At 71.8% G+C, this 23,863-nt stretch carries 24 protein-coding genes and 1 pseudogene; 9 read left to right on the top strand and 16 right to left on the bottom strand.

Translation table 11 applies throughout. The annotated features are described in order from the left end of the window. Window positions 1-53: 53 nt before the first annotated feature. Complete coding sequence (locus AC07DF_RS01840; RefSeq protein WP_478965975.1) at window positions 54-761, top strand: ester cyclase; 708 nt, start codon at window positions 54-56, stop codon at window positions 759-761. Window positions 762-851: 90 nt separating this feature from the next. Here the strand turns inward: AC07DF_RS01840 and groL are convergent, their stop codons facing one another. The 4 genes from groL to AC07DF_RS01820 form a co-directional block, all read right to left on the bottom strand. Continuing rightward, the gene (gene groL / locus AC07DF_RS01835) at window positions 852-2,477 is read right to left on the bottom strand and encodes a chaperonin GroEL (RefSeq protein ID WP_454362706.1); all 1,626 of its coding nucleotides are present in this window, start codon (window positions 2,475-2,477) and stop codon (window positions 852-854) included. Window positions 2,478-2,593: 116 nt separating this feature from the next. Further along, window positions 2,594-2,902 (bottom strand): co-chaperone GroES, encoded by a 309-nt coding sequence (groES, locus tag AC07DF_RS01830; protein ID WP_003974211.1) that lies wholly within the window; start codon window positions 2,900-2,902, stop codon window positions 2,594-2,596. 217 nt (window positions 2,903-3,119) lie between these two features. Next, window positions 3,120-3,812, bottom strand: a complete 693-nt coding sequence (locus AC07DF_RS01825) for a polysaccharide deacetylase family protein (RefSeq protein WP_478967545.1) — start codon at window positions 3,810-3,812, stop codon at window positions 3,120-3,122. A 35-nt stretch (window positions 3,813-3,847) separates the two neighbouring features. Then, complete coding sequence (locus AC07DF_RS01820; RefSeq protein WP_478965972.1) at window positions 3,848-4,771, bottom strand: polysaccharide deacetylase family protein; 924 nt, start codon at window positions 4,769-4,771, stop codon at window positions 3,848-3,850. Between the two features lie 90 nt (window positions 4,772-4,861). Between AC07DF_RS01820 and AC07DF_RS01815 the strand changes: the two genes are divergently transcribed. Further along, window positions 4,862-6,025 carry a THUMP-like domain-containing protein gene (locus AC07DF_RS01815; protein ID WP_478965970.1) on the top strand — a complete coding sequence of 388 codons (1,164 nt, stop codon included), beginning with the start codon at window positions 4,862-4,864 and terminating at the stop codon, window positions 6,023-6,025. 3 nt (window positions 6,026-6,028) lie between these two features. Here the strand turns inward: AC07DF_RS01815 and AC07DF_RS01810 are convergent, their stop codons facing one another. The 4 genes from AC07DF_RS01810 to AC07DF_RS01795 all read right to left on the bottom strand — a co-directional run bounded on the left by AC07DF_RS01810 (window position 6,029) and on the right by AC07DF_RS01795 (window position 10,240). Then, a complete protein-coding gene (locus AC07DF_RS01810; RefSeq protein ID WP_478965968.1) occupies window positions 6,029-7,306 on the bottom strand; it encodes an RNA polymerase sigma factor in 1,278 nt (425 codons plus the stop codon). Window positions 7,307-7,353: 47 nt separating this feature from the next. Continuing rightward, window positions 7,354-7,710, bottom strand: coding sequence for a YciI family protein (locus tag AC07DF_RS01805; RefSeq protein WP_376386542.1), 357 nt, complete (start codon window positions 7,708-7,710; stop codon window positions 7,354-7,356). 139 nt (window positions 7,711-7,849) lie between these two features. After that, a complete protein-coding gene (locus tag AC07DF_RS01800; RefSeq protein WP_478965965.1) occupies window positions 7,850-8,893 on the bottom strand; it encodes an LCP family protein in 1,044 nt (347 codons plus the stop codon). Window positions 8,894-9,160: 267 nt separating this feature from the next. Beyond that, window positions 9,161-10,240 (bottom strand): LacI family DNA-binding transcriptional regulator, encoded by a 1,080-nt coding sequence (locus AC07DF_RS01795; RefSeq protein ID WP_478965963.1) that lies wholly within the window; start codon window positions 10,238-10,240, stop codon window positions 9,161-9,163. A 163-nt stretch (window positions 10,241-10,403) separates the two neighbouring features. Between AC07DF_RS01795 and AC07DF_RS01790 the strand changes: the two genes are divergently transcribed. Beyond that, entirely contained in the window at window positions 10,404-12,725 is a 2,322-nt protein-coding gene (locus AC07DF_RS01790) for a beta-xylosidase/alpha-l-arabinosidase (RefSeq protein ID WP_478965961.1), read from the top strand. Between the two features lie 9 nt (window positions 12,726-12,734). Here the strand turns inward: AC07DF_RS01790 and AC07DF_RS01785 are convergent, their stop codons facing one another. Genes AC07DF_RS01785 through tsaB form a run of 4 tightly spaced genes read right to left on the bottom strand, consistent with a single transcriptional unit; the run spans window position 12,735 to window position 15,247 of the window. Beyond that, on the bottom strand, window positions 12,735-12,992 hold the full coding sequence (locus AC07DF_RS01785) for a hypothetical protein (protein WP_478965959.1): 258 nt from the start codon (window positions 12,990-12,992) through the stop codon (window positions 12,735-12,737). Continuing rightward, on the bottom strand, window positions 12,989-14,098 hold the full coding sequence (gene tsaD, locus AC07DF_RS01780) for a tRNA (adenosine(37)-N6)-threonylcarbamoyltransferase complex transferase subunit TsaD (RefSeq protein ID WP_478965957.1): 1,110 nt from the start codon (window positions 14,096-14,098) through the stop codon (window positions 12,989-12,991). The genes AC07DF_RS01785 and tsaD overlap by 4 nt, the downstream gene beginning before the upstream one ends. Continuing rightward, entirely contained in the window at window positions 14,091-14,597 is a 507-nt protein-coding gene (gene rimI, locus AC07DF_RS01775; RefSeq protein ID WP_478965955.1) for a ribosomal protein S18-alanine N-acetyltransferase, read from the bottom strand. Before rimI ends, tsaD begins: the two co-directional genes overlap by 8 nt. Beyond that, window positions 14,594-15,247, bottom strand: coding sequence for a tRNA (adenosine(37)-N6)-threonylcarbamoyltransferase complex dimerization subunit type 1 TsaB (gene tsaB, locus AC07DF_RS01770; protein ID WP_478965953.1), 654 nt, complete (start codon window positions 15,245-15,247; stop codon window positions 14,594-14,596). Before tsaB ends, rimI begins: the two co-directional genes overlap by 4 nt. Before the next feature lie 261 nt (window positions 15,248-15,508). On the opposite strand from tsaB, the gene AC07DF_RS01765 reads away from it, so the two are divergent. The 6 genes and pseudogenes from AC07DF_RS01765 (at window position 15,509) to AC07DF_RS01740 (ending at window position 19,906) form a co-directional block, all read left to right on the top strand. Further along, entirely contained in the window at window positions 15,509-16,063 is a 555-nt protein-coding gene (locus AC07DF_RS01765; RefSeq protein ID WP_478965951.1) for a hypothetical protein, read from the top strand. Window positions 16,064-16,518: 455 nt separating this feature from the next. Continuing rightward, entirely contained in the window at window positions 16,519-16,722 is a 204-nt protein-coding gene (locus AC07DF_RS01760; protein WP_028799214.1) for a cold-shock protein, read from the top strand. 190 nt (window positions 16,723-16,912) lie between these two features. Further along, a complete protein-coding gene (locus AC07DF_RS01755; protein WP_478965949.1) occupies window positions 16,913-18,424 on the top strand; it encodes a DEAD/DEAH box helicase in 1,512 nt (503 codons plus the stop codon). Window positions 18,425-18,511: 87 nt separating this feature from the next. Then, on the top strand, window positions 18,512-18,781 hold the full coding sequence (locus AC07DF_RS01750; protein ID WP_478967543.1) for a CBS domain-containing protein: 270 nt from the start codon (window positions 18,512-18,514) through the stop codon (window positions 18,779-18,781). Between the two features lie 22 nt (window positions 18,782-18,803). Continuing rightward, window positions 18,804-18,989, top strand: a pseudogene (locus AC07DF_RS01745) (SCO5918 family protein); the annotation flags it as partial. A 563-nt stretch (window positions 18,990-19,552) separates the two neighbouring features. Further along, on the top strand, window positions 19,553-19,906 hold the full coding sequence (locus AC07DF_RS01740) for a MerR family transcriptional regulator (protein WP_478965947.1): 354 nt from the start codon (window positions 19,553-19,555) through the stop codon (window positions 19,904-19,906). A gap of 242 nt (window positions 19,907-20,148) precedes the next feature. On the opposite strand, the gene AC07DF_RS01735 is transcribed toward AC07DF_RS01740, so the two are convergent. From AC07DF_RS01735 to alr, 4 genes are all read right to left on the bottom strand, one after another. Further along, complete coding sequence (locus AC07DF_RS01735) at window positions 20,149-20,316, bottom strand: hypothetical protein (RefSeq protein WP_478965945.1); 168 nt, start codon at window positions 20,314-20,316, stop codon at window positions 20,149-20,151. A 159-nt stretch (window positions 20,317-20,475) separates the two neighbouring features. Further along, window positions 20,476-20,994 (bottom strand): tRNA (adenosine(37)-N6)-threonylcarbamoyltransferase complex ATPase subunit type 1 TsaE, encoded by a 519-nt coding sequence (gene tsaE, locus AC07DF_RS01730; protein WP_391098934.1) that lies wholly within the window; start codon window positions 20,992-20,994, stop codon window positions 20,476-20,478. After that, a complete protein-coding gene (locus AC07DF_RS01725; protein WP_478965943.1) occupies window positions 20,963-22,222 on the bottom strand; it encodes an alpha/beta fold hydrolase in 1,260 nt (419 codons plus the stop codon). The genes tsaE and AC07DF_RS01725 overlap by 32 nt, the downstream gene beginning before the upstream one ends. Before the next feature lie 107 nt (window positions 22,223-22,329). Further along, complete coding sequence (gene alr / locus AC07DF_RS01720; RefSeq protein WP_478965941.1) at window positions 22,330-23,499, bottom strand: alanine racemase; 1,170 nt, start codon at window positions 23,497-23,499, stop codon at window positions 22,330-22,332. Between the last annotated feature and the right edge of the window lie 364 nt (window positions 23,500-23,863).

The following is a 23,863-nucleotide window of genomic DNA, read 5'->3' as shown; positions in this document are numbered from 1 at the left end:
GTTGGGACAATTGGAGCTGTTCGACCGGACCCAGGGGGGCCGGAGGCGAGGCCATGACCTTCGTACAGCTCATCGAATGCAGAACCAGCCGGCTCGACGAGATGAACCGGCTGATGGACAGGTGGGTCGAGCAGACCAAAGGGAAGCGCACCGCGTCGCACAGTGTGGTGGCGAAGGACCGGGCCGACGCGTCGCACGTGGTCGAGATCGTGGAGTTCCCGTCGTACGAGGAGGCGATGCGGAACTCCGGGCTTCCGGAGACCGACCGGATCTTCCAGGACATGGTGGCGCTCTGCGACGAGGCACCGACGTTCACGGATCTGGACGTGGTGCGGGACGAGCAGTTGTACGCGGCCGCCGCGCGCGGGTTCTTCGAGCAGGCGCCCGGGCAGGGTGCGGCGCCCCCGTTCAACGACGTGTTCATCGAGGACTACCACGACCACGATCCCGCCAATGTGCAGGACGTCATCGGGCTGGACGCGCTGCGGCGCGAGGTGGAGGTGTGGCGAGGCGGGTTCGACTTCTCGTTCACGATCGAGGACCAGATCGCCCAGGGCGACCGGGTCTGCACCCGCTGGACCTGGAAGGGACACCACAAGGGCGACTTCCTCGGGATTCCGCCGACCGGGAAGGACGTCACCATGACCGGGACGACCGTCCACCGGTGCACTCCGGACGGGAAGCTCGCCGAGGGCTGGTGGCAGTACGACCGGCTGGGGCTGATGCAGCAGCTGGGGGCGCTGGACCCGCTGGAGTTGTGAAGCACCCCACAAGGGAGAAGTCCCCGCACACGGGAGAAGCCCCCGTTCCGCACGAGGCGGAACGGGGGCTTCTGCTACGAGGCCGGTGCCTCAGTGAGCGTGGCCGTGGCCGTGGCCCGCGGCGGCCGGCTCCTCCTCTTCCTTCTTCTCGACGACCAGGGTCTCGGTCGTGAGGAGGAGGGAGGCGATGGAGGCGGCGTTCTCCAGGGCGGAGCGGGTGACCTTGACCGGGTCGATGACGCCGGCCTTCACCAGGTCGCCGTACTCGCCGGTGGCGGCGTTGAAGCCCTGGCCCTTGTCCAGCTCGGCGACCTTGGAGGTGATGACGTAGCCCTCCAGGCCGGCGTTCTCGGCGATCCAGCGCAGCGGCTCGACGGCGGCGCGGCGGACGACCGCGACACCCGTGGCCTCGTCGCCGGTCTTGCCGAGGTTGCCCTCGAGGACCTTGACGGCGTGGACGAGAGCGGAGCCACCACCGGAGACGATGCCCTCCTCGACCGCGGCGCGGGTCGCGGAGATGGCGTCCTCCAGACGGTGCTTGCGCTCCTTGAGCTCGACCTCGGTGGCGGCACCCACGCGGATGACGCACACGCCGCCGGCCAGCTTCGCGAGGCGCTCCTGGAGCTTCTCGCGGTCCCAGTCGGAGTCGGTGGACTCGATCTCGGCCTTGATCTGGGCGACGCGGCCCTGCACGTCGTCCTTGTTGCCGGCGCCGTCGACGACCGTGGTGTCGTCCTTGGTGACGGTGATGCGGCGGGCGGAACCGAGGACGTCCAGGCCGACCTGGTCGAGCTTGAGGCCGACCTCCTCGGAGACGACCGTGGCGCCGGTGAGGACCGCGAGGTCCTGCAGCATCGCCTTGCGGCGGTCGCCGAAGCCGGGGGCCTTCACCGCGACGGCGTTGAAAGTGCCGCGGATCTTGTTCACGACGAGGGTGGACAGCGCCTCGCCGTCGACGTCCTCGGCGATGATCAGCAGCGGCTTGGAGGCGTTGGCCTGGATGACCTTCTCCAGCAGCGGCAGCAGGTCCGCGATGGCGGAGATCTTGCCCTGCGTGATGAGGATGTACGGGTCGTCCAGGACGGCTTCCATGCGCTCCTGGTCCGTCACGAAGTACGGCGACAGGTAGCCCTTGTCGAAGGCCATGCCCTCGGTGAAGTCCAGCTCGAGGCCGAAGGTGTTGGACTCCTCGACGGTGATGACACCGTCCTTGCCGACCTTGTCCATCGCCTCGGCGATGAGCTCGCCGACCTGCTGGTCCTGGGCGGACAGCGCGGCGACCGCGGCGATGTCGGACTTCTCGTCGATCGGGCGGGCCGTGGCGAGGAGGTCCTCGGAGACGGCGGCGACGGCGGCGTCGATGCCCTTCTTCAGGGCGGCCGGGGAGGCACCGGCGGCGACGTTCTTCAGGCCCTCGCGCACGAGCGCCTGGGCGAGCACGGTCGCGGTGGTCGTACCGTCACCCGCGATGTCGTTGGTCTTGGTCGCCACCTCCTTGACCAGCTGGGCACCGAGGTTCTCGTACGGGTCCTCGACCTCGACCTCACGGGCGATGGTCACACCGTCGTTGGTGATGGTGGGAGCGCCGAACTTCTTGTCGATGACGACGTTGCGGCCCTTGGGGCCGATCGTCACCTTGACCGTGTCGGCAAGCTTGTTGACGCCGCGCTCGAGGGCGCGACGGGCGTCCTCGTCGAACTTCAGGATCTTCGCCATGGGAGCGTGAGCCCTCTTCCGGAATCTGGGATATACGGCACTGCGCCCCGGGCGCCCGGCTTATTGGAGATCGCGGGGGCCAGGGGCGCAGCTCAAAGCAATGTGCTTGGGGTGAATTACTTCTCGACGATCGCGAGCACGTCGCGGGCCGAGAGGACGAGGTACTCCTCGCCGTTGTACTTCACCTCGGTGCCGCCGTACTTGCTGTAGAGCACGACGTCGCCGACGGAGACGTCGAGCGGAAGACGGTTACCGTCCTCGAAGCGGCCCGGGCCCACGGCCAGGACGACGCCCTCCTGGGGCTTCTCCTTGGCGGTGTCCGGGATGACCAGGCCAGAGGCGGTGGTCTGCTCGGCGTCGAGCGGCTGGACCACAATGCGGTCCTCGAGCGGCTTGATGGCAACCTTGGAGCTGGTGGTCGTCACGATCCGACCTCCCCCTTCGGAGATCTCACGGGGTTAACTGTCTGAGGTGGCGACCAGGTGGATCCGTCGTCGCGGGTGCCGGACCTGCCCGTCGCTGTGTTGGCACTCTCCAGGGGGGAGTGCCAGAGCCGAGACTATGACCGTGATTAGCACTCGGTCAAGCGGACTGCTAATTGCCCGGCGGCGCGTCGGCCGGGCGGGTCTTTGAAGGCCGCCCCTACAGGTAGTCCTCCAGCCGCCCCACCCGCAGTCCCCGCCCCTCGATCTCCCCCAGCAGCCGCACGGTTCGTTCCGTCGTTGTCAGGGGATTCGTCGCGGCCGACGGCACCGAGACGATGTCGCCGGGGCGAAGGCGGGGCTCGCCGCGGGTGTACGTCAGTTCGCCGTCGGCGGACAGGGACGCCCGCCAGCGGACGATCGCCGTGATGCCGCAATCGGCGGCGGCGCGCACGGTCGTCGTGTCGTAGGTGCCGTAGGGCGGGCGGAAGAGGTGGGGGCGGATGCCGAAGCGGGTGCGGAGTTTGTGCTGCTGGCCGCAGATCTCGGCGCGCTGGCCGGCGTAGGGCAGGCCGCGCAGGGCCGGATGGTCGAGGGTGTGGTTCTGCACGGTCGCGCCGACCGCGCGCAGCCGGGCCAGATGGCCGTAGCCGGGGCCCGCGACGCTGTCCGTGAGGAACAGGCTGACCGGGAGCCGCCGTTCGCGGACGAGGCCGGCGAAGCCGGGGTCGCGTTCGGCGCCGTCGTCGTAGGTCAGGAAGACGACCGGGTCGCGGGTGCGGACCCGGTCCACGACGGGCGGCAGGCGTGCCGGACGGGTGTCGGGGCCGGCCGAGTGGGCCCGGTCCTGGCCCCGGCCGTCCGCTTCCGCCCGCTCCCCAGACGTCCCGGCGCAGCCGGCCAGCAGGAGCATGCCCGCACACAGCGCGGCAGCGGCCGGCAGCCGCCTCACAGGTAGTCCTCCAGCCGCCCCACCGCGTATCCCTCGGCCGTGACCTTGTTCAGGAAGCGGCGGATCATGTCGGTCATCGTGCCCTTCCATAGCTCACGGCCCCGGAAGTGGGTGAGGACGATGTCGCCCGGGCGCAGCCTGCGGTCCGCCTCGCGGTACTCCCAGTGGTCGGCGAAGACCTCCGCGTTCCACAGGGGGACGTACTCGATGCCGCAGGCCTCGGCGGCGCGCAGCGTCGCCCTGTCGTAGCTGCCGAAGGGCGGGCGGAAGAGGGTGGGGCGGGTGCCGTAGCGCCTCTCGATGAAGCGCTGCATGCCGCAGATCTCGCGCTTCTGCGCGCGGTACGACAGGCCCGGCATGTAGCGGTGCCGGAGGGTGTGGTTGTTCAGGACCGCGCCCCTGGCCTGCATCTGCCGGAAGTAGCGGTCGTCGTCCTTCACCAGGTAGCCGCTGAGGAAGGCGGTGTACGGGACGTCCAGGTCGCTCATCATCCGCAGGAATTCCGGGTCCTTCTCGGCACCGTCGTCGATGGTGAGGAAGACGACCTTGTCCCGGGTGGGGACGGTGGTGAAGACGGGCGGGAGGCCCAGCTCCCGGTGGCCGTCCACCTCGAAGCCCTTGCGGGTCCTGATCCTGGGCTTCTTCGCGGGGGCCGGCGGGGCGGCCTGCGGGACCCTTCTCAGCCCCCAGCGGTGCGCCGCGGCGATGCGGGCGGCGTGCGCGGCGCGCAGCTTGGTGGCGTAGGAGTCGAGCGCGCGGGCCGGGGGCGCGTCGAGCGGCTGCTGGCCGCCGGCCGGGGCGACCTGGCCGCCGTCGGCCTGTGCGCAGCCCGAGGCGATGGCAGCGAGGGCGAGCACGACGAGGCCGATGCGGATGCCGCCCGCTGCCCGCCTTTTGTCATTTTGTACGACTGCTCGCATGATGCCGGATCCTCGCAGCCGGCCGGTGCGAACCCTCCCCGACACCGCGGCCGACGGCATACCGTCCACCGACTGGCCCACAATGGTCCGGTGAACGATCTCGCCCCCCTCCTCACCCCCGAAGGCCGCGCCCTCCTCGACGAGGTCCGCGACACCGACCCGGCGAAGGAGCTGGCCGTGGCGACGCGGCTGCGCCGGGAGCACCCCGCCGAGCTGGTGTCGGCGGCGCTGGGCCAGGCGCGGTTGCGGCAGCGGGCGGCGGTGAAGTTCGGGGCCGAGGACGCGGGGCGGATGTTCTTCACGCCGAACGGGGTGGAGCAGTCGACCCGGGCGAGTGTGGCGGCGTACCGCGCCCAGCGGATGAAGGACCTGGGGATCACCTCCATCGCCGACCTGTGCTCCGGCATCGGCGGGGACGCGATCGCGCTGGCCCGCGCCGGGATCCGGGTGCTGGCCGTGGACCGCGACCCGATGACGGCGGCGGCGGCTCGGGCGAACGCCGAGGCGCTGGGTCTCGCCGCCCTGATCGAGGTGCGGGAGGCCGATGTCACCGAGGTGGACACGGCCGGGTACGACGCCGTCTTCGTCGACCCGGCCCGGCGCGGCGGCCGGGGCCGGATCTTCGACCCCGAGGCCTACTCACCGCCCCTGTCCTGGGCGGTCTCGGCCGCCCGCCGGGCCCCCCGGGCCGCCGCGCTGAAGATCGCCCCCGGCATCCCGCACGAGGCGGTGCCCGAGGACGCCGAGGCGGAGTGGATCTCCGACGGCGGGGACGTGAAGGAGGCGGTGCTGTGGTTCGGCACCGAGCCGGGGGCGGTCCGGGCCACCCTGCTGCCCGGCCCCCGCACCCTGCTCTCGCGCGGCCTGCCCGACCCGGAGGTCCGCCCGCCGGGCCGCTACCTGTACGAGCCCGACGGCGCCGTCATCCGGGCCCACCTGGTCTCCGAGGTGGCCGACCGGGTCGACGGCGGCCTGCTCGACGCGACCATCGCGTACGTCACGGCCGACACCCTGCGCCCGACCCCGTACGCCACCGCCTACGAGATCACCGACCATCTTCCCTTCAACGTCAAGAAGCTGAAGGCCCTGCTGAGGGAACGCCAGGTCGGCACCCTCACCGTCAAGAAGCGGGGCTCGGCGGTCGAGCCGGAGGAACTCCGCAAGAAGGTCAAGCCCCAGGGCCCGCACGCGGCCACGGTGTTCCTGACCCGGGTGGCGGGGGCGCCGGCGATGCTCATCGGCCACCCTGTCTGACGCTCAGGTCTCCTCCGCGGCCCGCCGCAGCAACAGCTCCCGCTCGCGCGCGTTCCGCGTCAGGGCCGCCGCCCGCTCGAACTCGGCCCGGGCCTGAGCCGTACGGCCGAGACGGGCGAGGAGATCACCGCGGACACTGGGCAGCAGGTGGTACTCGCGCAGGGCGGGATCGTCGGACAGTGCGTCGACGAGGGGCAGGGCGGCCTCCGGGCCCTCGGACATCGAGACGGCCACCGCCCGGTTCAGCTCCACGACGGGCGACGGGGAGCGGGCGGCCAGAAGTCCGTAGAGCACGGCGATGCGGGACCAGTCGGTCTCCTCGTACGTGTACGCGTGCGCATGGCAGGCGGCGATGGCGCCCTGCAGGAGGTACGGGCCCGGGGCGCCGGAGGAGGCGGCCTCGGCTCGGCCCAGCGCGGCGACGCCGCGGGCGATGAGCATGCGGTTCCAGCGGGCACGGTTCTGGTCCTTGAGGAGGACGGGTTCACCGGAGGGGCCGGTCCGGGCCGCCGTGCGGGACGCCTGGAACTCCAGGAGCGCCGTCAGGCCGTGGACCTCGGGTTCCTTCGGCATGAGGGACGAGAGCACCCGGGCCAGGCGCAGGGCGTCCTCGCACAGGGACGGGCGGAGCCAGTCGTCGCCGGCCGTGGCGGCGTAGCCCTCGTTGAAGATCAGGTAGATGACGTCGAGGACGGAGCCGAGACGGGCCTCGCGGTCGGGGCCGTAGGGCACCTCGAAGGCGACGTTCTTGGTGGCCAGCGTGCGCTTCGCACGGACGATGCGCTGGGCGACCGTCGGCTCGGGGACCAGGACGGCGCGGGCGATCTCGGCCGTGGTGAGGCCGCCGAGGAGGCGCAGGGTGAGGGCGGTGCGGGCCTCGGTGGACAGCACCGGATGGCAGGCGGTGAAGACCAGGCGCAGCAAATCGTCGTCGATGCCGTCGGGGTCATGGAAGTCCGCGGGCTCCTCCGGGGGAGACACGGTCGACGGGTCGCGGCCGATCTCCGCCAGCTTGCGGGCGTAGTTCTCCCGGCGGCGGACCAGGTCGACGGCGCGGTTGCGGGCGGTGGCCATGAGCCAGGCGCCCGGGTTGTCGGGCACGCCGCCGCGCGGCCACTGCTCCAGCGCGGCGACCAGGGCGTCCTGCGCGAGTTCCTCGGCGATGCCGACGTCCCGGACGATCCGGGTGACGCCGGCGATGATGCGGGGCGACTCGATGCGGAAGACCGTTTCGATGGCCGTGCCGGTGCCGCTCGGGTCCGGGGTGGGCTGCGCTGTCACAGCCCACCATCAGACACCCTCGGCGGCACCCGGCCAAGCAGCGCCGGTCAGTCCTCGGCGATCTGCCGGACCTCGGCCGTGATCGTCCAGTAGTCCTCGTGCGTGGACAGGAACCGCTTGGTCCACTCGATCGCCTCGGCCTTGTCCTTGCACTGGCTGATCGAGTAGCCGCCGATGACCTCCTTGGACTCGGTGAACGGCCCGTCGGTGACGGAGAGCTGCCCTCCCTCCCAGGTCACCCGGCTGCCGTCCGAGGTGGGGGTGAGTCCGGCCGTGTCGAGCATGACCCCGGCCTTGGTGATCTCCTCCAGGAGCGCGCCCATCCGCTCCATGAGCTCCGGGCTCGGGCCCTCAGCGGGGGCGTTCTTCTCGTCGATGCGGATCAGGGTGAGAAAGCGCGGCATGGTGACTCCTCGGGGTCTTCGGAGCGGGGCCTTTCCCGCTCTCACCCCTGCGTCGATCGGGAGACCCCGGGATCGACACGGTCGCCGCATTTTCTTCGAGATTTTTTTCCGGGTCCTCCCCGGGCCGCGTTCCCGCAGGTCAGCGCAGTGACTCCCACAGCTTCTCCGCCTCGGGCTGCTCGGCCACCACCCGGTTGGGGTCCGACGGTGCCCGCACCACCGGCATCGTCACCGTCCGCACCTCACTCGCCGAGAGGCCCCGCAGGCTCTGTCCGAGCCGGGTCAGATCGGTCAGGGAGTCCAGGCCGGTGTCGGTGGTGAGGCCGGCGGTCACCGCGTCCGCGACCCGGTACAGCTTCGCCGGGTCGGTGAGCAGGTTCTGTTCGGCGATCTGTTCCAGCAGCGCCTTCACCAGCGTCTGCTGGAGGCCGATGCGGCCGAGGTCGCTGCCGTCGCCGATGCCGTGCCGGGTGCGGGCCAGGGCGAGGGCCCGGGTGCCGTCCAGATGGTGGGTGCCCGCCTTCAGCCGCAGATGGCTGTGGTCGTCGGTGATGTCGTCCTCGGTGGTGACCGTGACGCCGCCGAGCGCGTCGACGAGCTTCGCGAAGCCGGAGAAGTCGATCTCGATGTAGTGGTCCATGCGGACGCCGGTCAGCGACTCGACCGTCTTCACGGCGCAGACCGGACCGCCCACCGCGAACGCGCTGTTGAACATGGAGTTGTAGGCCACCGCCGTCGAACCTCCGGACGAGCGGGGGCAGGACGGGCGAGTGACCAGCGTGTCGCGCGGGATGCTCACCACCGTCGCGCGGGTCCGCCCGGCGTCGAGGTGGACGACCATCGCCGTGTCGGAGCGGGCACCCGAGCTGTCGCCGCCGCCGAGCCTCTGGTTCTCCTCCCCGCCGCGCGAGTCCGAGCCCAGGACCAGGATGTTGAGCGCCCCGCTGGGCAGGGCGGAGGCCGAGGGCGACGGCGTCGTCACCGGCCTCGGCGGGCGGTTGTCGCCCAGCGCGTGGTCGATGTCGACGCTCTTGATGTTGCTGTCGAGATGCCAGTAGGCCCAGCCCGCCGCCGCGGCGGCCAGCATCAGCAGGGCCGTCAGGGTCAGGCCGGCGGTCCGCAGCGCGGTCGACCGCCGGGCAGTGCCTCTGCTCTCGTCCCCGTTCGCCTCGTGTCCCGTCACGGCAGGAACGTAAGTCCGAATTATTACCGGCAGGGACCTCGACGCGCCTTTTCTTCGGAAATTCTCAGACTTCGCTGGCACCGAACCGCCGTCCGGCACCGACCAGTTGTACGAGGCACTCGCACAACTGACCGCCACACCCGACTGGGTGTCTCAGCGATCTCGCACCTGATCTCGGCATCTCATCGCGGGGCCTCCGAAAGTTTCGGCGAGGCAACCGATTGGCTTCGGAGGTGTGTCGAGATGCCCGCCCCGCCCGTCAAAACGTCAACTTCCGGCCAGGGGCGCCGCCGTGCTGCTGCGCACCACCAGGCTCGTCGCCAGCTCGACCCGGGTCGCCGCCGGGGTGCCCTCCTCGCGGCCGAGGTCCAGGACCAGCTTGGCCGCCGCCTCGGCCATCTCCGTCAGCGGCTGCCGTACGGTCGTCAGCGGCGGCCCGACCAGAGGCGCCACCGGCAGGTCGTCGAACCCGACCACGCTCAGGTCCTCGGGGATGCGCAGCCCCAGTTCGCGCGCGGCCTCGTACAGCCCGAGCGCCTGCAGGTCGTTCCCGGCGAAGACGGCGGTCGGCCGGTCCGGGCGGCGCAGCAGGTCCAGGCCCCGCCGGTAGCCGGCCTCGTGATGGAAGTCGCCGTCCGCGATCAGCCCGGGGTCCACCGGCAGCTCGGCCGTCTCCAGGGCGGCCCGGTAGCCGTCGACCCGGGCGCGGCTGCACATCATCTGCGAGGGCCCGGTGATCGCGCCGATCCTGCGGTGCCCCAGCTCGACCAGGTGCCGGGTGGCGGCGAGACCGCCCTGCCAGTTGGTCGCGCCGATCGACGGCACGTCGGCGCCGGGGTCCCCGGCCGGGTCCATCACCACGAACGGGATGGCGCGGCTGGTCAGCAGTGCCCGCTGCGACGCGTCGAGCCCGGACAGCACCAGGACGACGCCGTGCGGGCGGCGCGCGGCGACCTGGTCCGCCCAGGTCCGCCCGGGGGTGAGCCGCCCGGCGCTCTCCGACAGCACCACACTCAGCCCGGCGTCCCGGGCCACGTTCTCCACACCCCGGATGACCTCCATCGCCCAGGCGCTCTCCAGCTCGTGGAAGACCAGGTCGATCAGGGGCGAGCGGGTCGCCTCGGCCCGGCGGCGCCGGTAGCCGTGGGCGCGCAGCAGGTCCTCGACGCGGGCCCGGGTGGCGGGGGCGACATCGGCACGGCCGTTCAGGACCTTCGAAACAGTCGGCGCCGACACACCAGCCTCACGGGCGATCTCGGCGAGCGTCGCGGTCTGCGCGGTGCGCCCCTGCGTCCGGGTTTGCGTCCGGCTTTGCGGCCGGCTTTCAGCGGGCTCCGGGGAAGTCATGGCGGCGATCGTAACCCTGCGGGCCCCCTTGACGAAGTCCTCGCGGCGCCATAGGTTCCCGGAACATTCGGAGTGAATATCGAAACATTCGTAGACACGTTCGTGAGAAACGCTCGTCAGCACCGTTCGTGAGAGGGCCGTCCGTCCACCCGACAGGAGCTTCATGACCACCGTGCCCTGGCGTGACCCCGCGCTGCCCGCCGCCGCCCGCGTCGACGACCTGCTCTCCCGGATGACCCTGGAGGAGAAGACCGCCCAGCTGTACGGCGTCTGGGTGGGCGCCTCGACGGACGGCGACGGAGTCGCTCCGCATCAGCACGACATGGCCGTCGACTACTCCGACGAGGCATGGGACGAGCTGATCACGCGCGGCCTGGGCCAGCTCACGCGCTCCTTCGGCACCGCGCCCGTGGACCCGGCGCTCGGCGTGCGCGCCCTGGCCCGCGCCCAGCGGCGTATCACCGAGGCCGGCCGCTTCGGCATCCCGGCGATCGCGCACGAGGAGTGTCTGGCCGGCTTCACCGCCTGGCAGGCCACGGCCTATCCGGTCCCGCTGGCCTGGGGCGCGACCTGGGATCCCCCGGTGGTCGAGGAGATGGCCCGCCGGATCGGCGACGACCTGCGCTCGGCCGGCGTCCACCAGGGCCTCGCGCCCGTTCTGGACGTCGTACGCGATCCGCGCTGGGGCCGGGTGGAGGAGACCATCGGCGAGGACCCGTATCTGGTCGGCACGGTCGGCTCGGCCTATGTGAGGGGCCTGGAGTCGGCCGGGGTCGTCGCCACGCTCAAGCACTTCGCCGGGTACGCCTCCTCGGCGGGCGCCCGCAATCTGGCACCGGTACGGGCCGGTGTCCGCGAGTTCGCGGACGTCACGCTCCCGCCCTTCGAGATGGCGCTGCGCGAGGGCGGGGCGCGCTCGGTGATGGCCGCGTACACCGAGCGGGACGGCGTCCCGGCCTCGGCGGACCCCGACCTGCTGACGGGGCTCCTGCGCGAGGAGTGGGGCTTCACCGGCACGGTCGTCGCCGACTACTTCGGCATCGGATTCCTGCAGACCCTGCACCGGGTCGCCGGCACCCCGGCCGAGGCGGCCCACGCGGCCCTCGAGGCCGGCATCGACGTCGAACTGCCCACCCTCAAGTGCTACGGCGACCCGCTGCCGGCCGCCGTCCGGGCGGGCCAGGTGCCCGAGGAACTCGTGGACCGCGCGGCCCGCCGTGTCCTGCTCCAGAAGTGCGAACTGGGCCTGCTGGACGAGGACTGGACCCCCGAGCCGGCCGCCGCGGTGAACCTGGACTCCACGGGCAACCGGATCCTGGCCCGCCGCCTGGCCGAGGAGTCGGTGGTCCTGCTCGACAACCCCGACGGCCTGCTCCCGCTGGCCCCCGACACCCGGGTCGCGGTGGTCGGCCCCCGGGCCGCCGACGCCCTGGCCATGCTGGGCTGCTACTCCTTCCCGTCCCACGTCCTCACCCACCACCCCGACGTACCGACGGGCATCGAGATCCCGACCGTCCTCGACGCCCTGCGCACCGAACTCCCCGACGCCAAGGTGACGTTCGCGGGGGGGTGCGAGGTGACCGGCCCGGACACCTCGGGCTTCGAGGAGGCCGTCGCCCGCACCGCCGAGGCGGACGTGTGCGTGGCGGTCCTCGGCGACCGGGCGGGCCTGTTCGGCCGGGGCACCTCGGGCGAGGGCTGCGACGCGGCGGACCTCGGCCTGCCGGGCGCCCAGGGCGAGTTGCTGGACGCGCTGATCGCCACCGGGGTGCCCGTGGTGCTGGTCCTGCTGACCGGCCGGCCGTACGCCCTCGGCCGCTGGCACGGACGCCTGGGAGCCGTCGTCCAGGCCTTCTTCCCGGGGGAGGAGGGCGGCCCGGCGGTCGCGGGCGTGCTGTCGGGCCGCGTGAACCCGTCGGGCCGTCTCCCCGTGAGCGTCCCGCGGGTCCCCGGCGGCCAGCCCTGGACGTATCTCCAGCCGCCCCTGGGCCTGGCGGGAGAGGTCAGCAACCTCGACCCGACCCCGCTGTACGCCTTCGGCCACGGCCGCTCGTACACGACGTTCGCCTGGGAGGACGGCACGGGCGGCGCGGAACCGGCCGAGATCGGCACGGACGGCTCGTACGAGGTGTCGGTGACCGTCCGCAACACGGGCGGGCGCGAGGGCGCGGAGGTGGTGCAGCTGTATCTGCACGACCCGGTGGCGTCCGTGACCCGTCCCGACATGCGGCTGATCGGCTATCAGCGGGTGACGGCAGCACCGGCCGAGGCGGTCCGGGTGACGTTCCGCTTCCACGCGGACCTGTCGTCCTTCACCGACCGCGCGGGCCGCCGGGTGGTCGAGCCGGGCGCCCTGGAGCTGCGGCTGGCGGCATCGAGCGCGGACGTACGGCACACCGCGCGCCTCACCCTGACGGGCCCGGTCCGGGTGCTCGGCACCGACCGGCGGCTGCGCTGCGACACGGAGGTCAGCGGCGTGGAGTGACCGGGCCGCTCAGCCCGTGCCCAGTGACTCGAACCGCCACCGGTGCACCGCCCGGGTCACCAACTCCGCGTCCGGCTCCGGCAGTTCCGGCAGCTCGGCGTCGTACGGAGCGTCCCACCAGGTGAGGACGAGGACCCGGTCCTGGGGAGCGCGCAGGGTCTCCCGGCGCAGCGGCTCGCGGGGCAGCTCCTGGGCGCGGGCCCAGGCCAGCAGGTCCTCGCCGCGCCCGGGCACGGCCCGCGCCTCCCACATCAGGGCGACCGTCACGGGTAGAGGTTCTCCTTGCTGACCTCGTGCACGTGGTCGTGACCATGGTGGTGTCCCTGATGGCTGCCCGGCACATGAGGCTCCGTCACCGGCAGCGAGGAGTCGGCCGGCAGGTCCCAGCTCGACGCGGCCCGGTTCCGGGCGACCATCTCGGCGCCGAGCGCGGCGACCATCGCCCCGTTGTCCGTGCACAGCTTGGGCCGCGGCACCCGCAGCCGGATCCCGGCCGCCTCGCAGCGCTCCTGGGCCAGGGCGCGCAGCCGGGAGTTGGCGGCCACACCGCCACCGATCATCAGGTGGTCGACGCCCTCGTCCTTGCAGGCCCGGACGGCCTTGCGGGTCAGCACGTCCACGACCGCCTCCTGGAAGGAGGCCGACACGTCCCGGACCGGGACCTCCTCCCCCACCGCCCGCTTGGCCTCGATCCAGCGGGCCACGGCCGTCTTCAGCCCCGAGAAGGAGAAGTCGTAGGCCGGATCGCGCGGGCCGCTCAGGCCGCGCGGGAACGCGATCGCGTTCGGGTCGCCCTCCCGCGCGTACCGGTCGATGACGGGGCCGCCCGGGAAGCCCAGGTTCAGCACGCGCGCGATCTTGTCGAAGGCCTCGCCGGCCGCGTCGTCGATGGTCGCGCCCATCGGGCGGACGTCGGAGGTGATGTCCGAGGACAGCAGCAGCGAGGAGTGCCCGCCGGATACCAGCAGCGCCATGGTCGGCTCGGGCAGCGGGCCGTGCTCCAGCTGGTCCACGCAGATGTGCGAGGCGAGGTGGTTGACGCCGTACAGGGGCTTGCCGAGCGCGTACGCGTACGCCTTCGCCGCCGAGACGCCGACCAGCAGGGCTCCGGCGAGGCCGGGACCGGCCGTGACGGCGATGCCGTCGAGGTCACGGGCGGTGACCCCCGCCTCCTTCAGCGCGCGGTCGATGGTGGGGACCATCGCCTCCAGGTGGGCGCGGCTCGCTACCTCCGGGACCACTCCGCCGAAGCGGGCGTGCTCGTCGACGCTGGAGGCGACGGCGTCGGCCAGCAGGGTGGTGCCGCGGACGATGCCGACGCCGGTCTCGTCGCAGGAGGTCTCGATGCCCAGGACGAGCGGTTCGTCAGCCATTGATCTCGGTTCCTCGTACGGAAGTTGAAGGGTCGGTGAGTCGCATGACCAGGGCGTCCACGTTCCCGGGCTGGTAGTAGCCGCGCCGGAAGCCGATGGGCTCGAAGCCGAAGCGCTCGTAGAGCTTCTGCGCGCGGACGTTGTCGACGCGGCACTCCAGCATCACCTCGGCGCACTCGAAGGCGGTCGCCGCGCGCAGCAGCTCCGCCAGCAGCAGCCCGCCGAGTCCGGTGCCCCACCGGTCCCGGGCGACGGCGATGGTCTGGACGTCGGCCTGCTCACCGGTGGCGACCAGTCCGGCGTACCCGGTGATCCGCCCGCCGGCCTCGGCGACCACGTACCGCCGGGTCGCCTCCGGCCCGCGCGCGTGGGCCAGTTCGGACCAGAACATGCCACGCGACCAGGCATCCTCGGGGAACAGGTCCCGCTCCAGCTCCAGCACGGGGTCGATGTCCCACCAGCGCATCTCGCGCAGCGCACACATCACGGGTTCGGTCACTTGGGGGTGACCACCTTGTAGTTCTTGGGGACCTGGGCGTCCGGGCGGCGCAGATACAGCGGCCGGGGCGCCGGGAACTCCTCGCCCGCCGCCAGCTTCCCGGCGGCCAGCCGGGCGAGGGCGGCGGCGGACACGTGCTCCGGCTCGTGCGCCTTGGGGAAGGTGTCCGGATAGAGCAGCGCGCCTGCGCCGACCGCGGGCAGGCCCTTGACCTGCTCGGCGATGTCGGCGGGCCGGTCGACGGCCGGGTCGGTGAGGCGGGTGCGGGAGTCGGCGTAGCGCGCCCAGTACACCTCTTTGCGGCGGGCGTCGGTGGCCACGACGAACGGGCCCTCGAGGTCGGCGGCGAAGGCGAGGCCGTCCAGCGTGCACAGGCCGTGCACGGGGACGCCGAGCGCCAGCCCGAAGGTCTCGGCGGTCATCAGCCCGACCCGCAGGCCGGTGTACGGGCCCGGACCGATGCCGGCGACGATCCCGGTGACGGCGTCCAGCTTCAGACCGGCCTCGGCGAGCACCCGGTCGATCGCCGGCAGCAACAGTTCCCCGTGCCGCCGCGCGTCCACCTGACTCGACGAGGCGATGACGTCGCGGCCGTCGTGCAGCGCGACGGTGACGGCGGGTGTGGCGGTATCCAGAGCGAGCAAGAGCACGCAAACAGCCTACGGCTCCGCGGGGCCCGAGTCGGACGTACCGCCGTCCGCCCGTCGGTCGCAAAGCCCCGGGGCCGGACCGGTTCCGGCCGTTCGGGGACGACCCCGCGGCGCGCCGGGCGCGCGTGCCCGGCATCGCGCGGCGGGCAGGACGTTCGACACGGGCCCCGGGCCCGGCGGAGCCGCACCTGCCGGGCCGTCACCTGCTGCTACCGTCACCTACCGTCACGGCAGGGACGTACGACGCGGAGGTGGCCGCCGGTGGCAGTCAGCAGCTCGGGAATCGTGGCCGGGCTCACCGCCGCGGCCCTCACGACGGTCGGCTACCTGGCCTACCAGGCGTCGGCGACCGCCCCGGCCGGCCTCGGCAAGCCCCAGGCGGGCGCCTCACCGAAGGCCGGCGCCTCGAAGGCGCCCCGGACCAAGAAGGACCCCTCCGCGCTGCCCGGCGGCTCCGGCCAGGGCGCCCGGGTCGTGTACTCCCTGAGCGGCGACCGCGTGTGGCTGGTCGGCACGGACGAGGTGGTCACGCGCACGTTCGAGGTCGACCCGAGCGCGGTGGACCCGGCGCCGGGCAGCTACTCGGTGACCTCCCGCTCGAACGCGATCACCGGCTCCGACGGCGTCCCCGTCGAGCACGTCGTGCGCTTCACCAGCGTCGATGGCGTGGTCATCGGCTTCAGCGCGGCCGTGCCCGGCTCGACCGCCACCCCCGACCCGAAGGTCCGCACGGGCGGCATCCGCGAGTCACGCGTGAACGGCGACGCGATGTGGACGTTCGCGACGATCGGCCGCAAGGTCGTTGTGGTCCGCTAGTCATATGGGGAGAAGCGGACCGGGAACTCGCCGGCCGCGCTGACTCGTTCCGCACCGGCGTCGTGCTCCTGCCCGCCGATGTGACCTTCATCGCGACAGCGGGGGCTCAGCGCCCTCGCCGTCACCCCGTCCATTCATCACGACGGGAGCGGCGCATGGCTCATCGACGGAGGTCAAAGCGCTGTGGCCGGAAGTGACCGGCAGGAACACTTCACCCGCACGGAACCAATATCTGTATCCGTGACGTGAGAAATAGCTGCGGTCCGCTGCGAGTATTTCTCGACCGCAGACCGGATCGGAATTTCCGACCGCACACGGCCCATCACACCGTGCTAATGTCGATCTCAGTTGCAGGTGTGGTTGCCAGAAGGTTCATTTTCCGACGGTAAATCAGCACGGCGACGCGGAATCCGCACAGGGCGAATTCCGAACATCGTGTCCGAAGGAGAAATAACATGGCTACCGGCACCGTGAAGTGGTTCAACGCGGAAAAGGGCTTCGGCTTCATCGAGCAGGACGGCGGCGGCGCCGACGTCTTCGCCCACTACTCGAACATCGCCACCCAGGGCTTCCGCGAGCTCCTGGAAGGCCAGAAGGTGTCGTTCGACATCGCGCAGGGCCAGAAGGGCCCGACGGCCGAGAACATCGTTCCCGCCTGACACCGGCGGCAACGCATACTTCGCAGCTGGGGCCCGCACCATGGGGTGCGGGCCCCAGCTCGCCGCATTTCAGGGCGCCCACGCGCCGCCCGTCATCTCCGGCTCGTTCTCGCGATTCTCTGCGTCTTTCATTTTGCTGCGGAAAATTCCTTGCTACGTGCCTACGTGCCCACATCGAGGAAGGTTCCGCTTGAACCGCGCACGCACTGACCGCACGACCCGCACGACCCCCACGACCTGCACCTACGACCGCTCCCGGAGTGCTGCCGCCCAGCGCTCGGGAGCATCGCGGCGTTCCAACGGCTACGAGCGCCGGCCGGCCGCACGCCAGGGCGAGTTCGCACTGCCGAAGACGATCACGCCCGCGCTGCCCGCCGTCGAGTCGTTCGCCGACCTCGCCCTGCCGGCGCCGTTGCTGGCCGCGCTCGGCCACGAGGGCGTGACCGTGCCGTTCCCCATCCAGGGGGCGACCCTGCCGAACTCCCTCGCCGGACGTGACGTGCTCGGCCGCGGCCGTACCGGGTCGGGCAAGACCCTCGCCTTCGGCCTCGCGGTGCTGGCCCGCACAGCGGGCCGGCGCGCGGCGTCACGGCAGCCGCTCGCCCTGGTCCTCGTCCCCACCCGCGAGCTGGCCCAGCAGGTGACCGACGCGCTCACCCCGTACGCCCGTTCCGTGCGGCTGCGGCTGGCGACGGTGGTCGGCGGGATGTCCGTCGGCCGGCAGGCCGGTGCGCTGCGTGCCGGGGCGGAGATCGTCATCGCGACGCCGGGGCGGCTCAAGGACCTCATCGATCGTGGCGACTGCCGACTGGACGACATCGGCGTCACCGTCCTCGACGAGGCCGACCAGATGGCCGACATGGGCTTCATGCCCCAGGTCACCGCCCTGCTCGACCAGGTGCGTCCCGAAGGGCAGCGGATGCTCTTCTCGGCCACCCTGGACCGCAACGTCGACCTGCTGGTCCGCCGCTACCTGACGGACCCGGTGGTCCACTCCGTCGACCCGTCCGCGGGCGCTGTCACCACGATGGAGCACCACGTGCTCCACGTGCACGAAGCGGACAAGTTCCGGACGACCACCGAGATCGCGGCACGAGAAGGCCGGGTGATCATGTTCCTGGACACCAAGCACGCCGTGGACCGGCTGACCGGGCATCTGCTGAACAGCGGCGTCCGCGCCGCCGCGCTGCACGGTGGCAAGTCCCAGCCCCAGCGCACCCGGACCCTCGCCCAGTTCAAGACCGGACATGTGACCGTGCTGGTGGCGACCAACGTCGCGGCCCGCGGTATCCACGTCGACCACCTCGATCTGGTCGTCAACGTGGATCCGCCGGGTGATCACAAGGACTACCTGCACCGCGGTGGCCGTACCGCCCGCGCCGGCGAGTCCGGCAGCGTCGTCACCCTCGTGACGCCCGGCCAGCGCCGCGGCATGAGCCGGCTGATGGCTTCGGCCGCCATCACCCCCCGGATCACCGCGGTACGTTCGGGTGAAGCGGAACTGAGCCGCATCACAGGTGCCCAGGCCCCCTCCGGTGTCCCTGTCGTCATCACCCCGCCGGCCGCGCCCCGCCCCCGCCGCGCCGCGTCTTCCGCGGCTCCCTCCTCCCGGGGCCGCCACGACCGTCCCACCCAGGGACGCGCCACCGGGCCAGCGGGGCGGCGCAGGCCACAGCGGTCCTCCTTCGACCCGACGGCCTAGAGCGCGTCGATCAAGAGCTCACCCATCTCCGAGGAGGCCGCTTTGGCACCGATTCAGGCACCGCGACACCAGGCGGATCACTCCCCCATGGCCCTGGCCGACGACATGACCGTAGAGGTCGCGCTGTCCGTCATGGCCAGTGCCCGGGTCGAGTACCTCCTTCTGTGCGACGCGGACGACCAGTGCACGGGCTCGGTCACCCGGGCCGAACTCGCCGTGCACCGCGGCAGCGCCACGTACACGGACCGGATCCGTCTACGGGACGTCCTCGACGGCTCCTTCACCTCGCCCGTCCCTCGGCCCCACGCCGTCGGGGCGCACGGCCGGGCCCCGGGCGTCCTCACCCTCTCCCACTGATCAGCCTCGGCCCGATCAGGCCGTCAAGCAGTTCAGCGAGGTCATCACCCGGCAGGACCGCCGCGACTTCACCAGCGGCGAGGTCATCCGGGCCATGACCCGTCTCGGCTTCACCTGCCCGGACCACGTCAAGGCCGCGGCCGCGCAGGTCCCCCCTCCGCTCCAGACGGCGTCGGCACTGCTCGGCGCCCCGTCCCTGGACGTATGAGGAAGGGCGGAAGACCGCCATCAAGGTCCCGATGAGGGCCCTGCCGACGCGCGTCGGCAGGGCCCTCATCGCCGTTCCGCCGTCCGTTCCGCCCGTCGCAGAGCCCGAGGCTGCCACCCATCAAGGCCGATCACAGGCTATCTGTGCCCCCAGAGGACTGAAATCTACTCTTGTCAGAGTAGACATTGAGCTCTGGCACGGTTAGCATTCTTCTCGTAGACAAGGTCAAGCGAAACCCGGCAGACACGAACTGGCGGGTGCAGTACCTGAGTAGTTCCGCAGTACCAGTTCGCCCAGTGATTGGTTCAGAGGAAGGACGGAGGAGCAGACGCCATCAGGATCGCCCGGCCCGAGAAGCACTCGGCCCGGGTACCGCAAGACCCCGGATTGGAAGGTGGTCCTCGGTCACGCACCGCGATCCCCGCACCCCCCTTCTGCAGGGCCGGTAGCGGAAAACAGAAGGTCGGCACAGCATGAGGGCCGACAGATGGTGTTGAATTTCCTTCGGGGCCCTGGTGCCGTACGGCACCAGGGCCCCTCGACGCGTTGCACATCGAGGTGAAATGACAGCTGATATCCCTCTCAGTGATCGTCTGGACGACGACGACTACCCCGCGTACACGATGGGGCGGGCCGCCGAGATGCTCGGTACCACCCCGGCTTTCCTGCGAGCCATCGGTGAGGCCCGGCTGATCACTCCGCTGCGCTCGGAGGGCGGACACCGCCGGTACTCCCGCTACCAGTTGCGGATCGCGGCGCGCGCCCGCGAGCTCGTCGACCGGGGCACCCCGATCGACGCCGCGTGCCGCATCGTCATCCTCGAGGACCAGCTCGAGGAAGCTCAGCGCATCAACGCCGAGTACCGCCGCCGCGCCGGGCACGAAGTGCCCAACGATTCCGCTTCCGATTCCAGCTGAGCGTTCGCCCGGGACAGCAGGTCGTGCGGCCGCGTGTCGGCATCCCGCGAGCCCCTGGCGACATCTGCGCCCTCCACGCACACCGCGCGGGCCGCGCCCGCCAGAACGACCACTCCCTTGCAGACCATCAGGTCAGCGCGCGCCGGCGAACACAGCTGCCGGTGACGCGTCATTCCGGGGCGCCAGGACGTCGCGGTGACAGGGAAGTTCGCGCCCGGTCACACACCCCCAGGGGCTGGCTCCTAAGCCGCTTCGCGGTGTTCCGGGGTCCGCTCCGAGAAATCCGGGTCCGGAGCTCGCGGGGGCGTGGAGACCAGGGCCGCCGCCTCGCCGGCCGCCAGCAGATCACGCATGGACACCCCGGCGACCGCGAACGGCTGCGGCTGCCCCTTGCTCTCTGTAGCCGACATGGACGCCTCCCGAAGGCCGGGGCAACGAAGTTAGGTTCACCTAACCACGGACTGGATACCATGTGACCACGCACAAGACGCCGAACGCAACATCTTGCCGACGTCTTGTCGGAACGTTCATCAAAAGACCGCACACCGCGACGTACGCGGCTCACGAACTCACGCGGCGAGCACGCTCAGGTCCGCCGACGCCCAGCGTTCGCCCACTCCGGTGATCGTCATCTGCCGGACCTCGTCGGTCGTGTCGCCCACCGCGCGGTGGATGACGACCTGGAGCCGGTCCTCGGTCAGCTCCTCGACCTTGCCCTCGCCCCACTCCACGACCATCACGGACTCGGGCAGCGAGACATCGAGGTCGAGGTCCTCCATCTCGTCGAGACCACCGGAGAGCCGGTAGGCGTCGACATGGACCAGTGGCGGCCCGTCGCCCAGCGAGGGATGCACCCGGGCGATCACGAAGGTCGGCGAGGTGACGGCCCCGCGCACGCCGAGCCCCTCCCCCAGCCCACGGGTCAGAGTCGTCTTGCCCGCCCCGAGCTCTCCGCTGAGCATCACCAGGTCACCGGCGCGCAGCAGTTTCGCGAGCCGGCGGCCCAGCTCCCGCATCTGCTCGGGGGACGTGACGGTGATCTGGACGGATCCGGGCTCAGCCGGGCTGTGCGGTGCTGGTGCTTCCATAGCCCTTCACGGTAGCCCCTGCGGGCACGGCACCCGTGCGGGTGAGCAGGTCGGCGAGGCGGTCGGTGACCACTTCCGGGTGCTCCAGCATCACCAGATGCCCGGCGTCGGGCACCAGGACCAGCTCGGCGTCCGGCAGCAGATCGGCGATGGCCTCGCTGTGCTCACTGGGCGTGACCAGGTCCTGCACCCCGGCCAGGACGAGAACCGGCATGCCGGCGAAGCACCCGAGCGCCTCGGTCTTGTCGTGGTCGTTGAACGCCGGATAGTACTCGGCGACCACGTCGATCGGCGTGCCCTCGATCATCCGCTCGGCGAACCGGGCGACGGCCGGATCGACGTCCCGGGACGCGAAGGAGTACCGCTTGATGATCCCGGCGAACAGGTCCGCGGTGGCCCGGCGCCCCTTCTCCACCAGGTCGGCCCGCTGCCCCAGCACCTTCAGCACGCCGGGCAGCACCCTGCGCACCGCGTTGACGCCGGCGACCGGAAGCCCGTAGTTGACCTCGCCCAGCCGCCCCGACGACGTCCCCACGAAGGCGACCCCGACGACCCGCTCGCTGATCAGCTCGGGGTACTGGTCGGCCAGCGCCATCACCGTCATGCCGCCCATCGAGTGGCCGACCAGCACGATCGGCCCCTCGGGGGCGGCCGCGTCGATGACCGCCTTGAGGTCGCGGCCCAGCTGCTCGATGGTGACCGGCTCGTCGTCCCGCGTCTGGGCCACGCCCCGCGCGGACCGGCCGTGGCTGCGCTGGTCCCAGTGCACGGTCCGGACGACGCCGCGCAGTGCGGCCCGCTGGAAGTGCCAGGAGTCCTGGTTGAGGCAGTAGCCGTGGCTGAAGACGATCGTCACGGGGGCTGGGGCCTTGCGGCCGAAGAGCCGCCGGCGGCGGGGGCCGATGGCGGCAGGGGCCGCCTCGGAGTCGATGTCGTCGACCTCGTAGTACAGCTCGGTTCCGTCGTCGGCGAACGCCTTGCCGGGGGTTCCGCGCAGCGAGCCGTAGGGTCCGGCCGAGTCCAGGGCGAGCCGGGCCTTCTGGCGCATGCCCCGGCCCACCGTCATCCGCTCCAGGGCGACACCGGCGGCCGCGCCCGCGGCCACCACACCTATCGCCACGCCCGCGACGCCGGTCGCCCGGCGCCAGCCTCCCGCCGCCCCCGCGGCGGAGGCCGCGACGGCCGCGGAGGCTGCGTTCGCGACTGCCTCCGCACTGCTCTCGCTCACGTACCGCTCCTCTTCGCCGGGGTTCTGATCGGGTGACTCACTGGGTCGGATGGTGCTGGTGTTGCCAGGGTGCCTGTCGTTTCTCGCGTGATGGCACCCTGTGCGAGTTACCCGTCCTGTTCCTCATTCACATAGACGCGAGGAACGCGCGTTCCGATCCGGGTCACGATCTCGTATGCGATGGTTCCGGCCGCCTGGGCCCAGTCCTCGGCGGTGGGCTCGCCGCGGTCCCCGGGCCCGAAGAGCACCGCCTCGGCGCCCGCGGCGGGCGTGTCGCCGCCCAGGTCCACCACGAACTGGTCCATGGCGACCCGCCCCGCGATCGTGCGCCACTTGCCCTCGACCAGGACCGGTCCGGCGGAGGAGGCGTGCCGCGGGATGCCGTCCGCGTAGCCCAGGGGGACGAGGCCGAGAGTGGTCTCGCCGGGGGTGACGTACCGGTGGCCGTAGCTGACCCCGTGCCCGCCCGGTACGTGCTTGACCAGGGCGAGCGAGGCGGACAGCGTCATCACCGGGCGCAGCCCGAAGTCGGCCGGGGTGCCGAGCTCGGGGCTGGGCGAGATGCCGTAGGTGGCGATGCCGGTGCGGACCAGGTCGAAGTGGCTCTCGGGGAGGGTGAGCGCGGCCGGTGAGTTGGCGATGTGCCGGACCTCGGGCCGGGCGCCCCGCTCCTCGGCGTAGGCGACCATCTCCCGGAACAGGGCGAGCTGGGCGGCGATGGAGGGATGGCCGGGCTCGTCGGCACAGGCGAGGTGCGACCACAGCCCTGTGACGCGCAGCAGCCCCTCGGCCTCGGCGCGCAGGGCCGCGTGGACGAGTCCGGCCCAGTCGTCACCGGGCTGGCAGCCGTTGCGCCCGAGCCCGGTGTCGGCCTTGAGCTGCACCCGCGCGGGCCGCCCGGCGAGCCGGGCCGCCGCGGTGACCTCGTCCAGGGCCCACATCGCGCTGACGGACACGTCGAGGTCGGCCTCGATGGCCTCGCGCCAGGGCCCCCCGGGCGTCCACAGCCAGCACATGACGCGGCCCGGCAGCCCGGCGGCCCGCAGGGCCAGCGCCTCCTCGGGCGTGGCGGTGCCCAGCCAGTCCGCCCCGGCCGCGACGGCGGCCCGGGCGCACGGCACAGCCCCGTGGCCGTACGCCTCGGACTTCACCACGGCCATCAGGGCCGCGCCCGGCGCGTGGGCACGCAGGGCCCGCACATTGGCCCGCAGGGCGGCCAGGTCGATCTCGGCGCGGGCCCGCGAGGGCGCGGTCCGCGGGGCTGTTCTCTCGCTCATCGCGAACAGTGTCTCAGAGCGGCCTGACACTGCCGGGGCACCGGCCCTGCGATTCCAGCCCGTCCGTCGCGCGGGGACGAGGCCAGCCCCGGCTTTCAGCCCGCATTGGCGCACGGGGACGAGGCCGGCACCGGCTTTTCAGCCCGTCCGGCGCGCGGGGACGAGGCCGTCCAGGCCGAAGCGGGGGCTCGGTGGGCGCCAGCCCCCGCCTTTCAGCCCGTCCGACGCTTGACGACAAGCCACCCCAGGCCGAAGCAGGGACCAGAGACGCCAGCCCCCGCCTTTCAGCCCGTCCGACGCTTGACGACAAGCCACCCCAGGCCGAAGCAGGGACCAGAGACGCCAGCCCCCGCCTTTCAGCCCG

This window comes from Streptomyces sp. NPDC044719, from assembly GCF_056433405.1.
This window is presented reverse-complemented; position numbering and strand designations above follow the sequence as displayed.